15 protein-coding genes are annotated in these 19664 nt (G+C 71.3%); 3 read left to right on the forward strand and 12 right to left on the reverse strand.

All coding sequences use genetic code 11. The annotated features are described in order from the left end of the window. Positions 1 to 24: 24 nt before the first annotated feature. On the forward strand, positions 25 to 891 hold the full coding sequence (locus C8N24_RS06385; RefSeq protein WP_121249113.1) for an SDR family NAD(P)-dependent oxidoreductase: 867 nt from the start codon (positions 25 to 27) through the stop codon (positions 889 to 891). A 39-nt stretch (positions 892 to 930) separates the two neighbouring features. Here C8N24_RS06385 and C8N24_RS06390 read toward each other — a convergent pair whose 3' ends face one another. The 10 genes from C8N24_RS06390 to C8N24_RS06435 form a co-directional block, all read right to left on the reverse strand. Beyond that, complete coding sequence (locus C8N24_RS06390) at positions 931 to 1455, reverse strand: hypothetical protein (protein ID WP_121249115.1); 525 nt, start codon at positions 1453 to 1455, stop codon at positions 931 to 933. Between the two features lie 262 nt (positions 1456 to 1717). Next, positions 1718 to 2110, reverse strand: coding sequence for an iron-sulfur cluster assembly scaffold protein (locus C8N24_RS06395; protein WP_121249117.1), 393 nt, complete (start codon positions 2108 to 2110; stop codon positions 1718 to 1720). A 3-nt stretch (positions 2111 to 2113) separates the two neighbouring features. Next, complete coding sequence (locus C8N24_RS06400) at positions 2114 to 3310, reverse strand: SufS family cysteine desulfurase (RefSeq protein WP_121249119.1); 1197 nt, start codon at positions 3308 to 3310, stop codon at positions 2114 to 2116. Continuing rightward, on the reverse strand, positions 3310 to 4077 hold the full coding sequence (sufC, locus tag C8N24_RS06405; RefSeq protein ID WP_121249121.1) for a Fe-S cluster assembly ATPase SufC: 768 nt from the start codon (positions 4075 to 4077) through the stop codon (positions 3310 to 3312). Before sufC ends, C8N24_RS06400 begins: the two co-directional genes overlap by 1 nt. A gap of 10 nt (positions 4078 to 4087) precedes the next feature. Beyond that, on the reverse strand, positions 4088 to 4564 hold the full coding sequence (locus C8N24_RS06410) for an RrF2 family transcriptional regulator (RefSeq protein WP_121249123.1): 477 nt from the start codon (positions 4562 to 4564) through the stop codon (positions 4088 to 4090). 31 nt (positions 4565 to 4595) lie between these two features. Beyond that, complete coding sequence (locus C8N24_RS06415) at positions 4596 to 6116, reverse strand: M1 family metallopeptidase (protein ID WP_121249125.1); 1521 nt, start codon at positions 6114 to 6116, stop codon at positions 4596 to 4598. Then, the gene (locus C8N24_RS06420) at positions 6113 to 6904 is read right to left on the reverse strand and encodes a ribosomal RNA small subunit methyltransferase A (RefSeq protein WP_121249127.1); all 792 of its coding nucleotides are present in this window, start codon (positions 6902 to 6904) and stop codon (positions 6113 to 6115) included. Before C8N24_RS06420 ends, C8N24_RS06415 begins: the two co-directional genes overlap by 4 nt. Before the next feature lie 130 nt (positions 6905 to 7034). After that, positions 7035 to 9320: a LamG-like jellyroll fold domain-containing protein gene (locus C8N24_RS06425; RefSeq protein WP_121249129.1), complete on the reverse strand. Its 2286-nt coding sequence runs from the start codon at positions 9318 to 9320 to the stop codon at positions 7035 to 7037. Between the two features lie 12 nt (positions 9321 to 9332). Further along, positions 9333 to 9842 carry a hypothetical protein gene (locus C8N24_RS06430; protein WP_121249131.1) on the reverse strand — a complete coding sequence of 170 codons (510 nt, stop codon included), beginning with the start codon at positions 9840 to 9842 and terminating at the stop codon, positions 9333 to 9335. Between the two features lie 20 nt (positions 9843 to 9862). After that, positions 9863 to 12967, reverse strand: coding sequence for a glucan 1,4-alpha-glucosidase (locus C8N24_RS06435; RefSeq protein WP_121249133.1), 3105 nt, complete (start codon positions 12965 to 12967; stop codon positions 9863 to 9865). Between the two features lie 50 nt (positions 12968 to 13017). Between C8N24_RS06435 and typA the strand changes: the two genes are divergently transcribed. Together typA and C8N24_RS06445 are read left to right on the forward strand one after the other, a co-directional pair. Continuing rightward, a complete protein-coding gene (gene typA / locus C8N24_RS06440; RefSeq protein ID WP_121249135.1) occupies positions 13018 to 14841 on the forward strand; it encodes a translational GTPase TypA in 1824 nt (607 codons plus the stop codon). Positions 14842 to 14869: 28 nt separating this feature from the next. Then, positions 14870 to 16579 (forward strand): PAS domain-containing protein, encoded by a 1710-nt coding sequence (locus C8N24_RS06445; protein WP_121249137.1) that lies wholly within the window; start codon positions 14870 to 14872, stop codon positions 16577 to 16579. Here C8N24_RS06445 and C8N24_RS06450 read toward each other — a convergent pair. Beyond that, complete coding sequence (locus tag C8N24_RS06450; protein ID WP_121249139.1) at positions 16570 to 18897, reverse strand: FtsX-like permease family protein; 2328 nt, start codon at positions 18895 to 18897, stop codon at positions 16570 to 16572. The genes C8N24_RS06445 and C8N24_RS06450 overlap by 10 nt on opposite strands. Continuing rightward, positions 18894 to 19664 carry an ABC transporter ATP-binding protein gene (locus C8N24_RS06455; RefSeq protein ID WP_121249141.1) on the reverse strand — a complete coding sequence of 257 codons (771 nt, stop codon included), beginning with the start codon at positions 19662 to 19664 and terminating at the stop codon, positions 18894 to 18896. Before C8N24_RS06455 ends, C8N24_RS06450 begins: the two co-directional genes overlap by 4 nt.

Genomic DNA, 19664 nt, shown 5'->3' on the forward strand with positions numbered 1-19664 from the left:
CGGAACGTTACCGTCCCACTGATCATGATGTGGAACCTCGACGGACGCGTTGCCCTGATCACCGGAGCGGGGTCGGGCATCGGCGCCGAGCTGGCGCGCCAGCTCGCCGCGCGCGGCATGCGACTCGCCCTGATCGACGTCAACCGCGAAGCGCTCGAGCGCGTGGCGGCCGGGTTGCCCGGCGCGGAGACCGCGGTCGCCGACGTGCGCGACGCGGAGGCGCTGACCGCCGCGATCGACGACCTCGCGGCGCGCTGCGGCGGCCTGGACGTGGCGGTCGCCAACGCGGGGATCGCCACCGGCGGACCGCTGCGGCTGGTCGGGCCCGAGACCGTCGAGGAGACGATCGACATCAACCTCCTCGGCGTCTGGCGCACCGCCCGGGCGGCGATCCCGCACGTCCTCGAGCGGCGCGGCTACCTGCTGCTCGTCGCCAGCGCCGCGGCCGTGCTGCCCGCGGCGGGCCTCGGCGCCTACAGCGTCTCCAAGGCGGGGGTCGACGCGTTGGGGCGCACGCTGCGCGTGGAGCTGCGCACCCACGACGTGGGCGTCGGCGTCGCCTACTACCTGTTCCTGAACACGCCGATGGTCGCCGCGAGCGACGACTCGCCGATCTTCGCGTCCGCCAAGCAGCGGCTGCCGAACGCGCTCGGCAAGACGTGGCCGCTGGAGCCGGCCGTCGCGCGCACCGTGCGCACGATCGAGCGCCGCTCGCGCGCGGTCAGCTACCCGCCGTTCCTGCGCGGCGCGATCGCCCTGCGCGGGCTGCTCGACAACCCGTTGACCGACCGCGCGGCGGGCGCCGGCGTGCGCGGCATGGAGAAGGCGTTCGCGGCCGAGGCCGAGCGGGTCGGCGCCGCGGCCGCGGCGCGCGCCGTGGGCGGGCGCTGACCTCGGGCCGCGGATCCCGCGCTGGGCGCCACGGACCGCCTAGTTGACGTCGATCAGCTTCCAGTCGCCGTCGATCACGCGAGCGGACTGCGTGACCGGCGTCTTCTGCCCGTTGACGGTCGCGCTCCAGCTGATGCTCGCCGAGTCGCCGGTGATCGTCACCTTGTCGACCTTCGCCGACTTGGTGATGTCGTCGATCGTCTTCTTGGCGGTCGGGTCCTTGTCGATCGTGTCATAGAGCTGGTCCATCAGCTCGGTGCACTCGCTCGGCGGGTTCGCGACGCCGAGCTGCTTGATGTTGCTCTGGAGCTTCTCGGTCGTCTCGGGCGCGAGGTTGTCGCAGGCCTCGTCCCAGTCGCGGTCGCCGAGGGCCTTGGTGTAGTCGGCGAACATCTCGCGGACCTCCTCCTCGCCGCCCGCGTCGCCGCCGCCCGCGTCCTCTTCAGGAGCCTGCGTCGCCTCCGCCGCCGGCGTCCCCGTCGCGGCCGGCTCGGCGGGGTCGTCATCCCCTCCGCAGGCGAACAGCGTGAGCGAGAGCAGCAGGACCAGCGGCAGAAGCTTCATGGGAGCCACTGTACGGGTGCCCGCACCGTCGTCGCGCAACCAACCGCGTACGCTCGACGGCATGATCAATCTCTGACGCACCTCCACCGCCTGGTAGCACCCGGTACGGAAATCTCTTTCCAAGGAGCGTCTATATGCAGCGCCAACCCGCAGCCAAGAAGCCTGCGATGAAGCGCCCTCTACTGCCGCCGAAGCGCGCCCCGCGGCCGGCCCTGAAGCCGATCGCGAGGCAGATGCCGAAGCAGCAGCACCGCGGCGGCCGCTAAGCCGCTTCGGACTCCCACGAGGCCGCGTGCCCCAGGCCCGCGGACTTGATGACCTTCAGCGACAGCAACGCGCACTTCATGCGCGTCGCCGAGATGTCGATGCCCAGCAGGTCCAGGACGAACTCACGGTCCAACGACACCAACTGCTCGACCGGCATCCCGATCAGCTCGTCGGAGGTCATCGAGGCCGCGGCCTGGGAGATCGCGCAGCCATGGCCCGAGAAGGCCACGTCCGCGACCTTCCCGTCGGCGACGTTGATCTGCACCTTCAACTCGTCGCCGCAGAGCGGGTTCGTGTCGAAGAACTCCATGTCCGGGTTCTCGAGCTCACCCCAGTGATGGGGCCGCTTGTAGTGCTCGAGGATCTGCTCGCGATAGAGGTCGTCCATGGTCTAACCAAAAATCTCCTGGACCTTGCCGAGGGCGTCGATCAGGTGGTCGACGTCCTCGCGCGTGGCGTGGACAGCGAAGGACGCACGCGTCGAAGCCGGCACGCCCAGGCGCCGCATCAGCGGCTGCGCGCAGTGGTGGCCGGCACGCACGCACACGCCCTGGCGACCGAGGATCTCGGCCACGTCGTGGGGATGCGCGTAGTCCAGCGCGAACGAGATCAGCGAGCCACGCCCGTCGGCGTCCGCGGGGCCGTGGATCGAGAGCCCGGGCACCTCGGCGAACCGCTCCAGCGCGTAGGCCGTGACGTCGCGCCCGTGCTCGCGCACGTTCTCCATCCCGATCGAGGCCAGCCACTCCACGGCCTCTCCGAGCCCGATCGCCTCGGCGATCGGCATCGTGCCCGCCTCGAAGCGCGTCGGCGGCTCGGCCCAGGTGGACTCGAAGTCACCGACCCGGGCGATCATGTGCCCGCCACCGAGGAACGGCGGCATCGACTCCAGGATCGAGCGCCGGCCGTGCAGCACGCCGATGCCGGTCGGCCCGTAGGCCTTGTGCCCGGTCCAGACGTAGAAGTCCGCGTCCAGCTCGGCGATGTCGACCGGCAGCGACGGCACGGCCTGCGCGCCGTCCACCAACACCACGGCGCCCGCCGCGTGCGCCCGGGCGATCATCTCCGCGACCGGGTTGATCGTCCCGACGACGTTGGAGACGTGCGCGACCGCCACGAGCTTCGGGCCCTGGGCCAGCAGCGCGTCGTACGCGTCCAGGTCCAGCACGCCGTCGTCGCTCATGGGGATGTACGCGAGCTTGCAGCCGAGCAGTTGCCACGGGACGATGTTCGCGTGGTGCTCCATCTGCGAGAGCACCACGAGGTCGTCCGGGCCGACGTTGGCGCGGCCCCACGCGTACGCGACGAGGTTGACCGCCTCCGTCGCGTTCTTCGTGAACACGGTCTCGCCGACCGTCGAGTGCGTGAACCGCGCCACCCGCTCGCGAGCGAGCTCGTACGCGTCCGTGGCCTCCGTGGCGATCGAGTAGATGCCGCGGTGGATCGACGCGCGATAGGTCTCGTAGTAGCGGTCCATCGCCTCGATCGCCGGCCGCACGGTCTGCGAGGTGGCCGCGGTGTCGAGATACACCAGGCCCTCGCGCGCGAGGGTCGGGAACTCGGAGGACGTCGGGACCGCGAGCGACATTACGCGGCCGCCGCGACTTCCTCGCGGATCCAGCCGTAGCCCTTCTCCTCGAGGATCTCGACGAGCTCCGGGCCACCCTCCTTGACGATCCGCCCCTCGAACATGATGTGCACGAACTGCGGCTTCACGATGTGCAGGATGCGCTGGTAGTGGGTGATGATCAGCACGCCCATGTCCGTGCCCTCGGAGATGGTGTTCACCGCCGAGGCGACCGTGTTGAGCGCGTCGATGTCGAGGCCGGAGTCGGTCTCGTCGAGGACGGCCAGCGACGGCTTCGTGAGCGCGAGCTGGAGCATCTCCATGCGCTTCTTCTCGCCGCCGGAGAAGCCCTCGTTCAGGTACCGCGAGGAGAACTCCTTCGGGACCTTCGTGAGCTCCATCGCCGCTTCGACCGTCTTGCGGAAGTCCTTGAGCGAGATCGCCGGCTCGCCGCGACCCTCGCGGTGCGCGTTCATCACCATGCGCAGGTACTTGGCGACCGTCACGCCCGGGATGGCGACCGGGTACTGGAAGGCCATGAACAGGCCGGCACGGGCGCGCTCGTCCGGGTCGGCCTCCGTGATGTCCTCGCCGTCGAACAGGATCTGGCCTTCGGTCACCTCGAAGTTCGGGTGACCCATGATCACGTTCGCGAGCGTGGACTTGCCGGAGCCGTTCGGGCCCATCAGCGCGTGGAACTCACCGGGCCGGACGTGCAGGTCGACCCCCTTGAGGATCTGCTTGTCCGCAACGGTGACGTGCAGGTTCTTGATCTGGAGCTCGGCCATCGGTTCTTTCTCAGAGGGTCGTGACAGGGGTGGGCAGCGCGGGCGTCGGCTTCTTCGAGTCGAACTCGATCAGCTCGGCGAGGGTGGTCCGCTGCAACGAGCGGATCACCCCCATCTGCACGCGCGTCCACAGCAGCTTGGTCGCGCACGCGCCGCCGCCGTCCTCCCCGTGGTGGGAGCACTGGACACGCCCGTTGTGGTCGTCGAGGAAGCAGTCCATCGGCGCGATCGCGCCCTCGAGCGCGAGCACCGCCTGGTCCATGGTGATCTCCTCCGCGGGCTTGGCCAGCACGTAGCCGCCGTGCGCACCGCGGGTGGACACCACGAGGCCGTGCTTCTTCAGGAGCGCCGCGATCCGCTCGCAGTACGCCAGAGGCAGGTTCTCCGCCTCGGCGATCGCCTTCAGGGAAACCGGGTGACCCGACCCCTGAGTGCCGAGCTGGATCAGCATCCGCACCCCGTATTCGGCCTTCGTGGTGAAGATCATCGCCCTCAAAAGCCTACCAGCGCGGTAGGAGTTACCTCCGAGGCGCCCTCCTACCCGGGATCGTGGCCGTCCGCTGGGTCGACGGGGCGTTGACCGTCCAGTCCGGATGCCCCGGCATCGGCGGCGTCTTCGTGCCGTACACCCACTCGCGCAGGAACGGCACGACGTCCGGCCGGCCACTGACCTGCGCCGCGAGCGCGATGAAGTCGTCGGTCGTCACGCTACGGTCGCGGAAGCGCTCCGGGTAGGCCCGCTCGATCCGGAGGAAGGCCGCGTTGCCGACCTTCTGGCGCAGCGCGTACAGGACCAGCGCCCCGCCGTGGTAGCGCTGGTAGGCGAACAGCTCGTCGGGCGACGACGGCGCCGCGACCGGCCCGCTCTCCGCGCGCCACTCGTCGCCGTGCGCGTAGACGGCCTTCATCAGCTCGTCGAGGGTCGCGTAGCCCTGGTCGTCGGGGTAGCCGGTCGTGTCCTCTTCCAGGACGCCGTTCTCCTCGCCCCAGGTGAACTCGTACCAGCTCGCGTGGCCCTCGTTCAGCCACAGGTCGCTCCACGAGTACGGCGCCACGCTGTCGCCGAACCACATGTGGCTCATCTCGTGCAGCAGCGTCGCGTCCCACGTGCCCTTGCCGTAGTCCTCGTACCAGAAGGTGTCGATCAGCTCGAGCGTCTGCGTCTCCAACGCGAAGCCGAGCCCCGCGTCGACGACGAGCGAGCCGTAGAGGTCGAACGGGTAGGCGCCGGCCCGCGCGCGCATCCAGTCGAGCTGGGAGCGCGTCGGGTCCAGCAGCGGCAGGTACTGCGCCGTCAGTGGCTTGGCGGTGACCTCACGCAGGAGGACGCCGTTGTGGAAGCCCTCGTTGGTCACGTCGTAGTCGCCGACCGCCATCTGGATCAGCTCGGTGGCCATCGGCTGGCGCTGGACGAACACCGAGTGGGTGCGCCCGCCGCTCGTCCACTTCGCGAGCGGGACGCCGTTCGCCACGGCGGTCTGGCCGGCCGGCACGTCGAAGCGGAAGTCGAAGCTCGCCTTGTCGCGCGGATGGTCGTTGGACGGCAGGAAGTAGCGCGCGAGGTCCGGCTGCGGCGCGGTCGCGGTGCCGCTCGGGTGGACGAACAGCGCCGTGGACGTCGGATCGTCGTCGTTCGGGACGGTCGGCACCGCCACGTACTTGCTCACCGTCACGACGAACAGCGCGCGGTCCTTGATCGCCTTGCGGGGCGTGATGATGAGCTCGCTCCCCTCGCGCCGCCACTGCGCGGGCGCGCCGTTGACGACCACGCCGCCGACGCTGCGCCCCGCGAAGTCCAGGTTGAAGCGCGAGAGCGCCTGCGTCGCGCGCGCGAGGATCGTGACCGTGCCCTCGACCGGGTCGGTGAACGCCTTGCCGTAGCGCACGTCGACGTCGTAGTGCTGGACGTCATAGCCGCCGTTGCCGAGCGTCGGGAACAGCGGATCCCCGATCCCGGGCGCGCCCGGAGACGGGCCGGCGGCGACCGCCGGCGCCGCGAAGAGCAGGAACATGGCCGCGGACAGCAGAACGCGCTTCATGGAGACCCCTTCCCCGTGCGACAGGTGCCGCCGGAAGCTACTAGGTGCGTGAACACCCGCGCGTAGCTCTCGGGGTCCACGGCGCCGGGCGTGGCGTCGCGCGGGAGGCCGAGGGCCGCCAGCTCGGCCGGCCGGACGCCGAGCCGCTGCGCGACCGTGTTCCCGCGACCGGTGAACACGGCGGTCAGGAAGCGGTCGTAGCCCGGGTACGCCGCCGGTGACAGCAACGGGATCGGCCGCGGGAGGATCGTGAGGATCGCGCTCTCCACCGACGGCACGGGGCGGAACGCACGCGCGGGTATGCGACCGCTCGCCCGCAGCTCGAACCACGGCGCCCACGACGCCGCGAAGCGCCCGCCGCCCGCGAGCCGCAGCGCGGCCTCGCGCTGGAGCACGACCACCGCGCGCGTGAGCCCGTGCGCGTCGGTCAGCAGCCGCCGCACGAGCTTGGTCCCGATCGCGTACGGCGCGTTGGAGATGACGCTGAACGGCTCAGCCGGGAACGGGACGCGGAGCGCATCGCCGGCGCGGACGTCGACGTCACCCCACGCGGGCGCGCGGGAGCGGAGGACCCGCACCCACCGCGGGTCGAGCTCGACGGCCAGCACGCGCGCGCCGCGCGCCGCGACCGCCTGGGTCAGCGCGCCGGCGCCCGCGCCGAGGTCGACGACGAGCGTGCTCGGCGGTGGGTGCAGGGTCGCGACGACGTCGGCGACCACCTGCTGGTCATGGAGGAAGTTCTGGGAAAGGGCACGACGGCGTCCGTCGCGCGGGGTCCTGCGGGGCATGGCGCATCCTCGAAGTCGTGGCCGCGCGAAGGCGGGCGCGGCCGGGTGTCAGTGGCTGACTGGCGACTTAGAGGAAGCGGTAAAGCGTGCCCACGGACCGGACTGTACCCGGTCCGTGGGCAGATGGGCGCTACGGGTTGGTCGTCGACAGCGTGAAGGTCACGGTCTTCGAGTAGGAACCGGTGCGCAGCGGCTCGTTCGCACCGATCGCCTGCTTGAACGTGACCCCGACCTCCTCGCCCGAGACGGGACCGGTCCACGCCGACTTGGCGAGCTCGATCCGCAGCGGCTGCGCGAGGCTGAAGGCGCCGTTGACGAGGCGCCCCGGCTCGCTCGTGGTGAGCGTGGCGTCGCCGGCCGTGGAGGTCACGGTCGCCTTAGTCGTGGCCGTGTACTCCTGCGCCACGCCCGGCGTGAAGGTGCCGAACGTGCCCGGAGCGCCGAGCGTCAGCGCGAGCGTCGCCGGCACCGAGCCGCCGACCGTCGTGTCGGCGTTCACGGGCAGGTAGCGGCGCTGCGTCAGCCACTGGTCCGGCGTGGTGGCGTGGTCGACGATGCGCGTCTCGCCGACGCAGCCCAGCCAGCCGCTGCCCTTGGTGGAGCCGATGCGCCACGGCTGGTTGGCGGTGGCGAGGCCGACCGCGTCGATCGAGTTGCGCAGGACCGGCGCGCCGTCGACGTAGAGCGTCGAGGTCTTGGCGACCGGGTCGTTGACGTTGGCGATGTGGATCCAGCGGCCGGTGAGGATCTCACCCGACCAGTTCGTGCGCTCGCGGTAGCCGTTGCCCTGGGCCGAGATGCCCAGCGCGTTCCACTGGATCTCACGCAGGTTGGAGACGCCGAGCGCGAACGTCGGCTCGTCGTAGTTGTACCCCGGGTTGAGGACGTTGGCGACGTCGCGGCGGACGCCCTCACGGCTGATCGCGCCGTTCCACTGGTTGTTCGCGGCGGTCCAGGCCTCGTCGATCTTGATGAACGTCTCGAACGTGAAGCCGTTCGGGAACGCGTTCGCGTTGACCGCGGCGCCCGTGGCCGTGTTGATGAAGGAGTTGCGGCCCGCGTTGTCGTTCTGGAAGCAGGCGGAAGCGGCGTCGGAAGACAGCGAGTGATGGTCGGTCGAGATCGTCAGGTCGTCGAGCTGCGAGGGACCGGTCAGCGCGGCGCGGCGCATGTCGGCGCCCTTGGCGATGTCCTTCGCGCCGATCTCGCCGACGGGCAGCGCGCCGGCCTTGGACGGATCGAAGCGCCAATGGGCGACGGTGCCCGCGACCTCGGGGAAGTCGGAGTCGTTGAGCGGCAACCGCGGGAGCACGGCCTGGGGCTCCTCGAAGCCCTCGAGCACCTTGGCCTTGGCGGCCACCACGAGGTCGCCGTTGGACGCCGGGGCGGGCGTGGGCGCCGCCTGGAAGCCCGCGAACCGCGTGTCCCAGTCGATCGGCAGGTTCAGGTTCTCGTTCGGGCCGGTCTTGACGGCGATGTCGTACTCGGCGACGAGCGTGCTCTTCGGCTTCAGGCGCACCCACGGGGAGACGACCGTCGTGGCCATCCGCCGGTTCGTGAAGTCGAACTCGATCAGGCCGAGGTAGCCGTTGCCGCCCTGGTAGGCCATCTGGTAGTCCCAGACGATCTGGTCGACGCTGTGGCCGAAGTCGTTGGTCTTGCGCAGGTGCGCGGAGCCGTGGCTGTGGCCGTTGATCGTCAGGAAGACCTGGTCGTGGTCCTTGATGAGGTTGTCCCACAGGCGCAGGCCGGACTCGGTCTCGAGCGGCGACACGGCGTCGCTCTTGATCGCGAGCAGGTCGTGCGTCGTGAGGATCACGGGCAGCGTCGGGTTGGCCTCGATCACGCTCTTGCCCCACGCGATCGTCGCGTTGTCGGCGGGCCAGGCCAGCGCGAGCACGAGGAACTTCCGGCCCTCGGCCGTGAACGTGTGCCACTCGGACAGGCCGGAGGCGTCGCGACCACCGAACGTCGCCTGCGCCTGGGCGCGCGCGGTCGGGAAGTAGCGCGGGAACAGCTCCGTCGCGGGGTTCTGCGTCGCGTCGTGGTTGCCGTTGGCGATCGAGTACGGCAGCTTGGCGTCGTCGAGGACCTTCATGGCCTCGCTCGCGACGTCCCACTCCTGCGTGACCGTCGCGCGGTCGACGATGTCACCGAGGTGGGTGACGAACGGGATCTTCAGGTTGTCCTTGTTCGCCGCGAGCCATCTCGTCTGCTCGATGTACGGCTCGGTGCCGTAGCGGGCCATGAACAGGTCCCCCGCGCCCGGGGTGGCGTAGCGCGAGTAGAACTGCGTGTCGGGGAGGACGCCGAGCAGGAAGCTCGAGCGATCCTGGGCCGTCGCGGCGCTGGGGAACGCGGCGCAGGCGATCGTCGCGGCGGCCAGGGCCAGCCGCCGGGGGAGCGTCAGTCTCATCGGGCGCGGACGCTATGCGCGCCGATGCACCGAGTTCGTGACCGCTTCGTGAAGGAAGTACCGGCGGTTGCCGGTGAGCAGCACCTGGCCCGTGCGCCGCTCGAGCCGGCCCAGGTACCAGATCCCGTACGCCACGGCCAGCGCCGCGCCGAGGCAGATCCCGTAGCCGAACGCGGCGAACACGGGGCTGGAGTCGTCGAAGCCGCTGCGCAGGAACGGCGCAAACCCACCGACGACGCCGAACGCGACGAAGGCCGCGCGCCAGCTCGCCTTGCTCGGGACGACGTGGGCCTCGTCCGGCGCAGGCCGCGCGCGCTTGAGCGTGGAGCGCGTCCGCCACACCGACCACGACGCCACGACGAGCAGCGCGGTCCCGGCGGCCAGCAGGAACACCTCGACCGCCTCGCCGAGCTGCTCGTCCACGTGCGCCCGCCAGACCATCAACGGCAGGCCGACGAGCGCCGCCGCTCCGAACATCAGCAGCGTCCAGCAACGGGATTCACGCGCCGGCATGAGCTCCATACCGGCGCGTTGTATACCCGCTAGCCGATGCCGACGTAGCGCAACGTGACCGGCGCGGCCGCCCTCCAGTCGAGGATGTCCGCCTGCGAACCGCCAGCCGGCACGAGGATGTCGACCACGTTCGGGTCGCGCGTGTCCGTGTCCCGCGCCTCGTTCGCGTCGGTGTACTCACCTGCGCCGCCGCCGAGCCGGAAGTCGTGGATCCAGCTCATGCCGGTGCCGACGGTCGAGTCCCAGTAGGCGCGGGAGTACACGGGCCGGATGTGGCCCGTGCCCTCGCCGTCGCCGCCGTGGCTGGCCATCACCACGGCGTATCGCGCACCGGTCAACGACCCGAGGTCCGCCTTGGGCACGCTCGCCACGATCTGCCGGGTGGACGGCAGCGCGAGTAGCGTCGCCCCCGCGATCGTGGCCCCGGACGCGTCACGCACGCCGAGGTCGTTGAACCCGTCCGCGGTCAGCACCCAGTCGTACGGCGCCTCGAGGTTGGCGTTGGTGCCGGGCAGCGCCGGGGCCGCGCCGGTGCTGCTCCCCGCCTTGTAGACGTTGATCCGCTGGATGGCGATCTGGTTGCCGCCCCACGGGTTGCGCAGCTCGCCCGCGATCGTCGTGACGAAGTTGTACGAGCGGCCGTCGTCGTACACGCCGAAGCCGGTGATGTCGTACGCGCCCGGGTTGAACGCGGCGTCAGCGGGATAGACGTACTCGCCCGGCCCGTCGTCGTCGCCGGTCGGGTCGGTCGCGGTGCCCAGCGCGGTGCCGAAGTTGGTCGACGTGACGGTCCGCTGGACGGTCGCCGTGCCGCCGTTGGCCGCCACCGCGACCACCGTGATCTGGTTGACGCCGAGCCCGAGCGGAACGGTCGTCGAGAACGTGCCGCCGGCGATCCGGGTGGTCGTGCCGCCCGCGTTGACGTACACGTCGGGCGCGTTGGTCGTGCCCGAGACCGTCGCGGTCGCGGCGCCCGTGGTCGAGCCGTCCGCCGGCGCGGTGAGGGTGAGCGCCGGCGCCGCCGGGAGCGTCCCGCGGGTGTAGCGGTCGGCCACCACCGACGGGGTCGAGACCGGCCGCCCGGCGTCGATCGAGTGCGCGAGCCGCACGTACGCGGCCATCGCCCACGCCAGCGGCGTCGCGCTGCCCGTGCCCTCGCCGAAGCGCAGGTCGTACGCCGGGATGTCCGGCTGGTCCCAGACCTGCTCGGGGATCATCCAGCCCGCGTTCGCGCTCGCCGCGATCGCCCGCAGGTAGGTCGAGGCGCCGCCTCGGCCCGCCGCCAGCTCGTACTCGCCGCGCTCGCCGCTCAGCAGCGGCCACAGTCGCCCGACGCCGGTGCCGTCGTACGGCGCGCCGTCGGCCTTCTCGCCGTAGCCGTCGTGGTTGTAGCGGTAGAAGAGGTCACCGACGCGGATGACGGCGTCGACCTCCGGCAGCGAGCCGACGACGTACGGGTCGCTGGCCCGCTTGACGCCGAGCCGCACCAGGTCGAGGAAGCCGGCGTCGACGATCAGCCGCTCGTCCCACGCGCCACCGCCGTTGTTGATGTCGAGGACGTGGCCGTCGTTCGGGTTGCCGTTGTCGTCGATGCGCTCGAAGTAGCGCCCGTCGCCGTGCGGGCCGGTCGTCGTGAACGTCCAGCCCTCGACGCGGCGCTGCCACTCGTCGGCGACGCCCTGGTAGAGCGCGGCGCCGTTGGCGTCCCCCGCGCTGCGCGCGAGCGAGGCCGCCGCCGTGAGCCCGGCGATCTCCGCCGCGATCGTGGACGGCGAGTAGCCGCTCTCCTCCTCCCAGCGCTCCTGCGGCGTCGCCGGCCCGCGGGCGACGATGAAGTCCGCCGCCGGCTTGACGTGGTCGCGGTAGGTGGCGGCGTCCTTGCGGCCCAGCTGCCACGCGAGCACGATCGGGAACGCGACCTCGTCGAGCTGCAGCGAGCCCCAGTAGGGCGTGCCGTCGAGCAGCGAGTTCTGCGGGAACGAGCCGTCCGGCTTCTGCTGGACGTCGAACAGGTAGTCCAGCGAGCGGTTCGCGGCGGCGGTGTCCCCGATCGCGATCTGCGCCGTCGACACCTGGTAGAGGTCGCGCGCCCACACCAGGTGGTAGCCGCCGACGCCCGCCTCGTCGGCGTTGATCGCCTCGCCCCAGGGCACGGTCAGCGAGGCGATGTTCGCGCCCCGGTAGGTCTTGTCCTCATGCGCTTTGAGCTCCATCGCGGCGACGCGGTACTGCTGCAGCAGGTCGCCGCGCCCGACGCTCTTCGGCGGCCGCTTCAGCGAGTCCAGGTACAGGTGCCAGCCGAGCGCGTAGCCGATCTTCGTCAGGAAGAACGGCAGCCGGAGGCTCGCCCTGGCGGTCCGCAGGGCCGCGTCGCCGCTCGGGCCGAAGCCGAGCGCCAGCGTCAGCCGCGTCGCGTGCCGGCCGTCGAGCGCGAGCCGCGCCGTCTGCACGACGTTGCCGTCGGGCGCGCTCGGATAGCGCCAGTCCAGCCTGTGGTCGGCGAGGTCCGTGTAGCCGTCGCTCGTCCCCAGATAGCCGTTGGAGACCGCGCTGAAGGGCTCGTCGGCCACCAGCGCGCTGGCGATCTCCCCTTCGCTCGCCACGAGCGCGCCGCCGGACACGCTGCCCGCGTCGTGGCGCCCGGAGTTGTCGATCGACGGGTCGTAGACCGCGTACACCGCGTACTTGCCATGGTCCAGCGACTCGAAGCGCACGTCCATCAGCACCGTCGCCCGCGACGGGTCCGTCACGTACGTCTTCGTGATCCGGTAGCGGCGCTGCTTGTCCGTGTTGACCTGCCGGTAGACCAGCGCGGTGTCCGTCACGAGCTCCACGGCGTGCGTCGTGTCGGTCGACTCCCGGTCCGTGAACGTCTTGCCGTCCGACACCACGAGCTCCAGCGCCCGCGAGTCCGCGACGTCCACGCGCGGGTAGTAGACCTCGCTCAGGACGCCGTCCGCGAGCGAGAACCACACCTTCGAGCCGGTCGTCGTCGAGGTGCCGACACCCTGCTTGGCGCCGGTCGTCCAGTGCGCCGTCTGACCCGGCGCCCCCGGCGCCGTCTGCGCCCACGCGGGCGCCGTCACCCCCAGGGCAAACGCCGAAGACAGCACGGCCAGAGCACGTCCACGCATGACTCTCCTCCTGACGCCCGACAAGCGGACTCTATCCTCGTTGGCCGCTCATGCAGCTTCGCGAAGACCTCAGGAACGTGGCGATCATCGCGCACGTCGACCACGGGAAGACGACGCTTGTCGACGCCATGCTCTGGCAGTCCGGCGCTTTCCGAGACAACCAGGACGTCAATGACCGCGTCATGGACTCCATGGACCTCGAGCGCGAGAAGGGCATCACCATCCTCGCGAAGAACACGGCGGTTCGCCACGGGGACGTCAAGCTCAACATCATCGACACCCCCGGCCACGCCGATTTCGGCGGTGAGGTCGAGCGCGGCCTGACGATGGTCGACGGCGTGCTCCTGCTCGTCGACTCGTCCGAGGGCCCGCTGCCGCAGACGCGCTTCGTGCTGCGCAAGGCGCTCGAGAGCAAGCTCCCGGTGATCCTCGTCATCAACAAGATCGACCGGCCGGACGCGCGTGTGGCCGAGGTCGTCGACGAGGTCTACGAGCTGTTCATCGACCTCGGCGCGTCCGAGGACCAGATCGAGTTCCCGGTCGTCTACACCAACGCCAAGGCCGGCACGGCCACGCTGGACATGGCGCAGCCGGGCGAGAGCCTCAAGCCGCTGCTGGACCTGCTGGTGGAGACGATCCCGGCGCCGAGCTACGACGAGGCCATGCCACTCCAGGCCCACGTCACGAACCTCGACGCGTCGCTGTTCGTCGGCCGCCTCGCGATCTGCCGCGTCCACAACGGCACGATCAAGAAGGGCAAGACCGTCGCCTGGTGCAAGGCCGACGGCACGATCGCCAACGCGCGCATCACCGAGCTGTACGTCACCGAGAGCCTCGAGCGCGTGTCCGCCGACGAGGCCGGCCCGGGCGAGATCATCGCCGTCGCCGGCCTGCCCGAGGTGACCATCGGCGAGACGCTCGGCGACCCCGAGGACCCGCGGCCGCTGCCGGTCATCACCGTCGACGAGCCGTCGATCTCGGTCACCATCGGCATCAACCACTCGCCGCTGGCCGGCCAGGACGGCGACAAGCTCACCGCCCGCCAGATCAAGGACCGCCTCGAGCAGGAGCTGATCGGCAACGTGTCGATCCGCGTGCTGGACACCGAGCGGCCGGATACCTGGGAGGTCCAGGGCCGCGGCGAGCTGCAGCTCGCGATCCTCGTCGAGATCATGCGCCGCGAGGGCTACGAGATGACCGTCGGCAAGCCGCAGGTCGTCATCCGCGAGATCGACGGCACCCGCCACGAGCCGGTCGAGCGCCTGACGATCGACGTGCCCGAGGACTACGTCGGCGTGATCACGCAGATGCTGGCCCTGCGCAAGGGCCGGATGGAGCAGATGATCAACCACGGCACGGGCTGGGTCCGGATGGACTACCTGGTCCCCGCGCGCGGCCTGATCGGCTTCCGCACCGAGTTCCTCACCGAGACGCGCGGCACCGGCCTCATGCACCACGTGTTCGACCGCTGGGAGCCGTGGGCGGGCGACATGCGCCTGCGCCAGCAGGGCTCGCTCGTCGCCGACCGCAAGGGCAAGACCGCGTCGTTCGCGCTCTTCAACCTGCAGGAGCGCGGCACGATGTTCGTCGGCCCGGGCGAGGACGTCTACGAGGGCATGATCGTCGGCGAGAACGCGCGCCAGGAGGACCTCGACGTCAACGCCGTCAAGGAGAAGCACCTCACCAACATGCGCTCGTCGACGGGCGACGTGCTGGTGCGGCTCGTGCCCGCGCGGACGCTGTCGCTCGACCAGGCGCTGGAGTGGGTGCGCGAGGACGAATGCGTCGAAGTGACGCCCCATTCGGTGCGTCTGCGTAAGGTCGAGCTCGCGCAGGTGGACCGAGTTCGCGCTGCGCGGCGTCTCAAAGCCTGACCTTAGCCCTACACTCGCGCGGCACAGAATGCCCTCTGTCCCCCCGAAGTTCGAGGAGTTGCTCGAAGCTGCACCCGACGCCATGGTGGGGACGGATGCGGCTGGGCTCGTCGCGTTCGCGAACCGCCGCGCGTGTGACGTGCTCGGGCGCGACCCGGTCGGGGAGCCGCTGGGCGAGCTCCCGCCCGGGCTCGACGTCACGCGCACGCCGATGGGCGAGTACGAGTTGGTGGTCATCCGCGGCGCGGACCCGCGGGCGCTGCGCGCGGTGCTGGACAACACCACCGCCGCGATCTTCTTGAAGGACCCGGAGGGCCGGTACCTGCTGGTCAACCGGGCCTTCGAGCGGCTGCACGGCAAGCCGGCCGCGCAGCTGATCGGCAAGTACGACCGGGACGTGCTGCCGGCCGAGGTCGCCGACCGGATGCGCGTCGACGACCTGCGCGTGATGTCCTCGCGTGACCCGATCGAACTCCAGGAGGAGGTCACGCACGGGGACACGACGCGCACGTTCCTGTCGGTCAAGTTCCCGCTGATCGACGACACGTCCGGCGATCTGTACGGCGTCGGCGGCGTGGCCACGGACATCACGCACCACGTGCGGCTGGAGGCGCGGCTACGCGAGGCGCAGCGGCTGGAGGCCGTCGGCCAGCTGGCGGGCGGTGTCGCGCACGACTTCAACAACCTGCTGGCGATCGTCGCCAACTACGCGTCCTTCGTGCGCAAGGAGCTCCCGGACGACTCGCGGACGGCCGGCGACGTCGACCAGATCATCGCCGCCTCGCGCCGCGCCTCCGAGCTCACGCGGCGGCTGCTGCTGTTCTCCCGCCGCCAGTCGGGCACGCCCGAGGTGCTGTCGGTCCGGCGCGTGATCGAGTCGCTGGAGCTGCTGCTGCGGCGCACCCTCGGCGAGGACATCGACCTCGTCGTCGACGTCGACGAGCGCCTGTGGGACGTGGAGGCCGACCGCAGCCAGCTCGAGCAGATGCTGATGAGCCTGGCGATGAACTCGCGCGAGGCGATGCCGGACGGCGGGACGCTGCGCATCGAGGCGGTCAACACCGTCATGCGCGACCTCGACGGGCCGTCGCCGCGGGCGGTCCGGGTCACCGTGTCCGACACGGGTCGCGGCATGCCGAAGGAGGTCGCCGCGCACGCCTTCGAGCCGTTCTTCACCACCAAGGCCGTCTCCGGGCACGGCGTCGGGTTGGGCCTGGCGACCGTGTACGGGATCGTGACCAAGGCGCGCGGGCGGATCGAGCTGGACTCCACGCCGGGCGAGGGCACGACCGTCACGGTCACGCTGCCGGCGGTGCGGCGGGCGAGTGACGACGACCCGACGCCGAGCGCCCCGCGCGGGCGCGGCGAGACGGTGTTGGTCGTCGAGGACGCGGACGCGGTGCGTGCGCTGACGGGCCGGCTCCTGTACGCCGCCGGCTACCAGGTGATCTCGGTCGAGAGCGGGATCGTGGCGCTGGAGCGCCTCGACGCCGCCGACGTGCTCGTCACCGACGTCGTGATGCCCGGCATGTCGGGCGTGGAGCTGGCGGTCAAGGCGCGCGAGCAGCGCCCTGACCTGCCGGTGGTGTTCGTCAGCGGCTACACCGGGGACACGACGGTCGCCGCCGGCGACGACCCGGCCACGGCCTTCCTGGCCAAGCCGTTCGACGGCGACGACCTGCTGCGCGAGGTGCGGGCGACGCTCGACGCCGTCAAGCGCGCGCGGCGTCATTCATAGGCGAGCGCCTTCAGCACGTCGATCTTCGAGGCGCGCCGCGCGGGCATCGTCGCGGCGAGCATGCCCGCCAGCGCGGCGATCAGGGCGACGGCGAGCAGGCTGCCCGCCGGCACCGAGAACGCGAGCCCGTACTCGCTCAGCAGCTGCACGACGACTACGGCGAGGAGGAGGCCGACGGCGATGCCGAGCGTCGCGCCGATCAGCGCGGTGATCACGCTCTCGTGCCGGACCATCCGGCGCACCTGGCGACGGCTGAAGCCGAGCGCGCGCAGCGTGCCGAGCTCGCGCATCCGCTCGAACGTCGACAGCACGAGCGTGTTGACGATGCCGAACAGGCTGACGATCACCGCGAGCGCGAGCAGCACCCAGAGGATCGCGAGGATCATCCCGATCCACTCCGTCTGCCCGTCGATGAACGCCGCCTTGTCCTGCGCCTTGGCGTTCGGGAAGGCGGCGAGCGCCGCGGTCGCGTCGTGGTCGGCGAACGTCAGGCGGTTGCGCTCCTGCTCGAACGTGCGGTCGAAGGCGGCGTGCGGGATCGTGATCGGCCCGAGGCCGAGCACGTCGAGCACGGGTGACCGCTCGATGCCGGAGACGGTCAGCTCGAGCGTCGTGCCGCTCATCGACATGATCGAGAGCGGGCTGCCGACCTCCAGGCCGTGCTCGTCGGCGAAGCCCTCGTCGACGACCGCCCCGTCCCGCGTGAGCCCGCCGTCGGTGAAGTCGAAGCGGTAGAAGCGCCCGATCGTCGCGGGATCGACCCCGTTGACGCCTTCCTGGGCGCCGAAGACGAGCGCGCCGTCCTGGCGGATGCTGCTCGTCGCGCCGCCGATCGCGGTCTCGACCTTCGGGTCGATCGGCGACCAGCCGTCGGCGGCGGTCACGATGCTCGTGGCCTGGACGCGCCGGTCGAGCGCGCCGCGGCTCTCGTGCTCGAGACCGGTCGCGACCACGGTGACGGCGGTGACGAGGGCCACGCCGATCGTGAGCGCGAGCGCCGTCACGGCGGTGCGGCCCGGGTTGCGCATGGCGTTGCGGCGGGCGAGCGCGCCGGCCGCGCCGCCGACCGCGGCCGACGGCCGGCCGACGAGCGAGGCGAGCGCGCGGACCCCGCGGGCGAGCGGGCCGGGCGCGGCGGTGTGCGTGCTGTCGCGCAGCGCGGCCACCGGCGCGATCCGGGTCGCCCGGCGGGCCGGGATCATCGCGGCGAGGACGGTCGCGAGCGTGCCGACCGCCAGCGAGACGACGACCGTGCGGGAAGCGACGACCATCGAGTCGGTCGGCAGCTCCGCCCCGACCGCCGTGAAGAGCGCGTTCAGCCCCTCGGCGAGGCCGACGCCCACGCCGAGCCCGACGATCGACGCGAGCAGCCCGATCGTCAGCGCCTCGAGCAGCACCGCGCCGCGGACCTGCCGGCGCGTGGCGCCGACCATCCGCAGCAGCCCGAACTCCCTCGTGCGCTGGGCGACCGTGATGCTCAGCGAGTTGAAGATCGTGAACGAGCCGACCACCACGGCGACCGCCGCGAAGGCGAGCAGGATCGTGCGCAGGATCGTCACGAGGGTCTCCAGCGAGCTGAAGGCGAACCGGTCATCCTCGGCGGCGGTGCGGACCTCCGTGCCCGCACCGGCGTCGACGTCACGCGTACCCGCGACGAGGATGCGGTCGTAGCCGTCCTTGGCGAACAGCGTCCGTGCTGCGTCCAGGTCGAAGATCGCGGCGCTCGCCTTCCCGAGCGACTTCACGCCGGCGAAGTCGGCGATGCCCGTGAGCGTGAACGTCCGCGCCTCGCCGCGGGCGGCCACGCGGATCACGTCTCCGACGGCGTAGCCCTCGCCTTCGGCGGTGGCGCGGTCGATCACGACCTCGCTCGGGCCGGTCGCCCAGCGGCCGTCGTGCAGGCGGAACGGGGTGAGCCGCTCCGCGTCCGGGGTCTTGGCGTCGAACCCGACGCCGAAGTACGGCCCCGTGCCGACCGGCTTGCCGTCCTTGGCCATGATCTGCGCCGTGTCGGTGATGTCGCCGACGGCGATGGTCACGCCGGGGGTGGCGCGGACGCGGTCGAGCGTGGCGGCCGGGATCGTCGGCGCCTGCGCCCGGATGTCCGACGTCTGCGAGCCCTTGAACGCGGTCTTCGTGACCACGACGGCGTCCGTGCCGTCGTACGCGGCGTGCGTGAGCGTGTCCGCCGCGCCGGACATCGTGTCCGTGAGGGTGTACGCCGCGCAGACGAAGGCGACGCCGACCACGATGGCGAGCGTGGTCAGGGCGGTGCGGATCGGCCGCGCCGCCAGGCCCTTCCAGGTGACGCGGATCATGCCCGCGCCGCGTCGCGCATGGCGTCGAGGATCGCGTCCTCGCTCGGGCCGGCGAGGTCGGCGACGACGCGGCCGTCGGCGAGGAAGAGCACGCGGTCGGCCGACGCGGCGGCGCGCGCGTCGTGCGTGACCATCACGGTCGTCTGGCCGTCCTCGTCGACCGCGGTGCGCAGCAGGTCGAGCACGTCGGACCCGGCGGCCGAGTCCAGGTTGCCGGTCGGCTCGTCGGCGAACAGGACGGTCGGCGAGCAGATCAGCGCGCGGGCGACCGCGACGCGCTGCTGCTGGCCGCCGGAGAGCTGCGCCGGCTTGTGGTCGCGCCGCTCGCTCAGGCCCATGCGCTCGAGCAGGCGGTCGACCGCCTCCGGCTCGGGCTTGCGGCCGGCGATCGCGAGCGGCAGCGTGATGTTCTCCTCGGCGGAGAGCGTCGGCAGCAGGTTGAACGACTGGAACACGAACCCGATGTGCTTGCGGCGCAGGCGCGTGAGGTCGCGGTCGGACATCCGCGTGATGTCCTCGCCGGCGACGTGGACGGAGCCCGCGTCGGGCGTGTCGAGGCCGGCGAGCAGGTGCATGAGCGTCGACTTGCCCGAGCCCGACGGACCCATGACGGCGGTGAACTGGCCCTTGGGCACCTCGAGCGAGACGCCGCGGAGCGCGTGGACGGCGGAGCCGCCTTCACCGTAGGTGCGGGTGAGGGCGGTCGCGGCGACGGCGACGCGGTCGGTCTCGGGGAGGTCGAACGTGACGGAGGCGAGTGCGGTCAT

Origin of the sequence: Solirubrobacter pauli (genome assembly GCF_003633755.1) — a bacterium.
Taxonomy (GTDB): domain Bacteria; phylum Actinomycetota; class Thermoleophilia; order Solirubrobacterales; family Solirubrobacteraceae; genus Solirubrobacter; species Solirubrobacter pauli.

Excerpts from the sequence above, each read along its gene's own strand:
- C8N24_RS06385 (WP_121249113.1), top strand. The coding sequence starts at position 25 with ATGATGTGGAACCTCGACGGACGCGTTGCCCTGATCACCGGAGCGGGG.
- C8N24_RS06390 (WP_121249115.1), bottom strand. The coding sequence starts at position 1,455 with ATGAAGCTTCTGCCGCTGGTCCTGCTGCTCTCGCTCACGCTGTTCGCC.
- C8N24_RS06395 (WP_121249117.1), bottom strand. The coding sequence starts at position 2,110 with ATGGACGACCTCTATCGCGAGCAGATCCTCGAGCACTACAAGCGGCCC.
- C8N24_RS06400 (WP_121249119.1), bottom strand. The coding sequence starts at position 3,310 with ATGTCGCTCGCGGTCCCGACGTCCTCCGAGTTCCCGACCCTCGCGCGC.
- sufC (WP_121249121.1), bottom strand. The coding sequence starts at position 4,077 with ATGGCCGAGCTCCAGATCAAGAACCTGCACGTCACCGTTGCGGACAAG.
- C8N24_RS06410 (WP_121249123.1), bottom strand. The coding sequence starts at position 4,564 with ATGATCTTCACCACGAAGGCCGAATACGGGGTGCGGATGCTGATCCAG.
- C8N24_RS06415 (WP_121249125.1), bottom strand. The coding sequence starts at position 6,116 with ATGAAGCGCGTTCTGCTGTCCGCGGCCATGTTCCTGCTCTTCGCGGCG.
- C8N24_RS06420 (WP_121249127.1), bottom strand. The coding sequence starts at position 6,904 with ATGCCCCGCAGGACCCCGCGCGACGGACGCCGTCGTGCCCTTTCCCAG.
- C8N24_RS06425 (WP_121249129.1), bottom strand. The coding sequence starts at position 9,320 with ATGAGACTGACGCTCCCCCGGCGGCTGGCCCTGGCCGCCGCGACGATC.
- C8N24_RS06430 (WP_121249131.1), bottom strand. The coding sequence starts at position 9,842 with ATGGAGCTCATGCCGGCGCGTGAATCCCGTTGCTGGACGCTGCTGATG.
- C8N24_RS06435 (WP_121249133.1), bottom strand. The coding sequence starts at position 12,967 with ATGCGTGGACGTGCTCTGGCCGTGCTGTCTTCGGCGTTTGCCCTGGGG.
- typA (WP_121249135.1), top strand. The coding sequence starts at position 13,018 with ATGCAGCTTCGCGAAGACCTCAGGAACGTGGCGATCATCGCGCACGTC.
- C8N24_RS06445 (WP_121249137.1), top strand. The coding sequence starts at position 14,870 with ATGCCCTCTGTCCCCCCGAAGTTCGAGGAGTTGCTCGAAGCTGCACCC.
- C8N24_RS06450 (WP_121249139.1), bottom strand. The coding sequence starts at position 18,897 with ATGATCCGCGTCACCTGGAAGGGCCTGGCGGCGCGGCCGATCCGCACC.
- C8N24_RS06455 (WP_121249141.1), bottom strand. The coding sequence starts at position 19,664 with ATGACCGCACTCGCCTCCGTCACGTTCGACCTCCCCGAGACCGACCGC.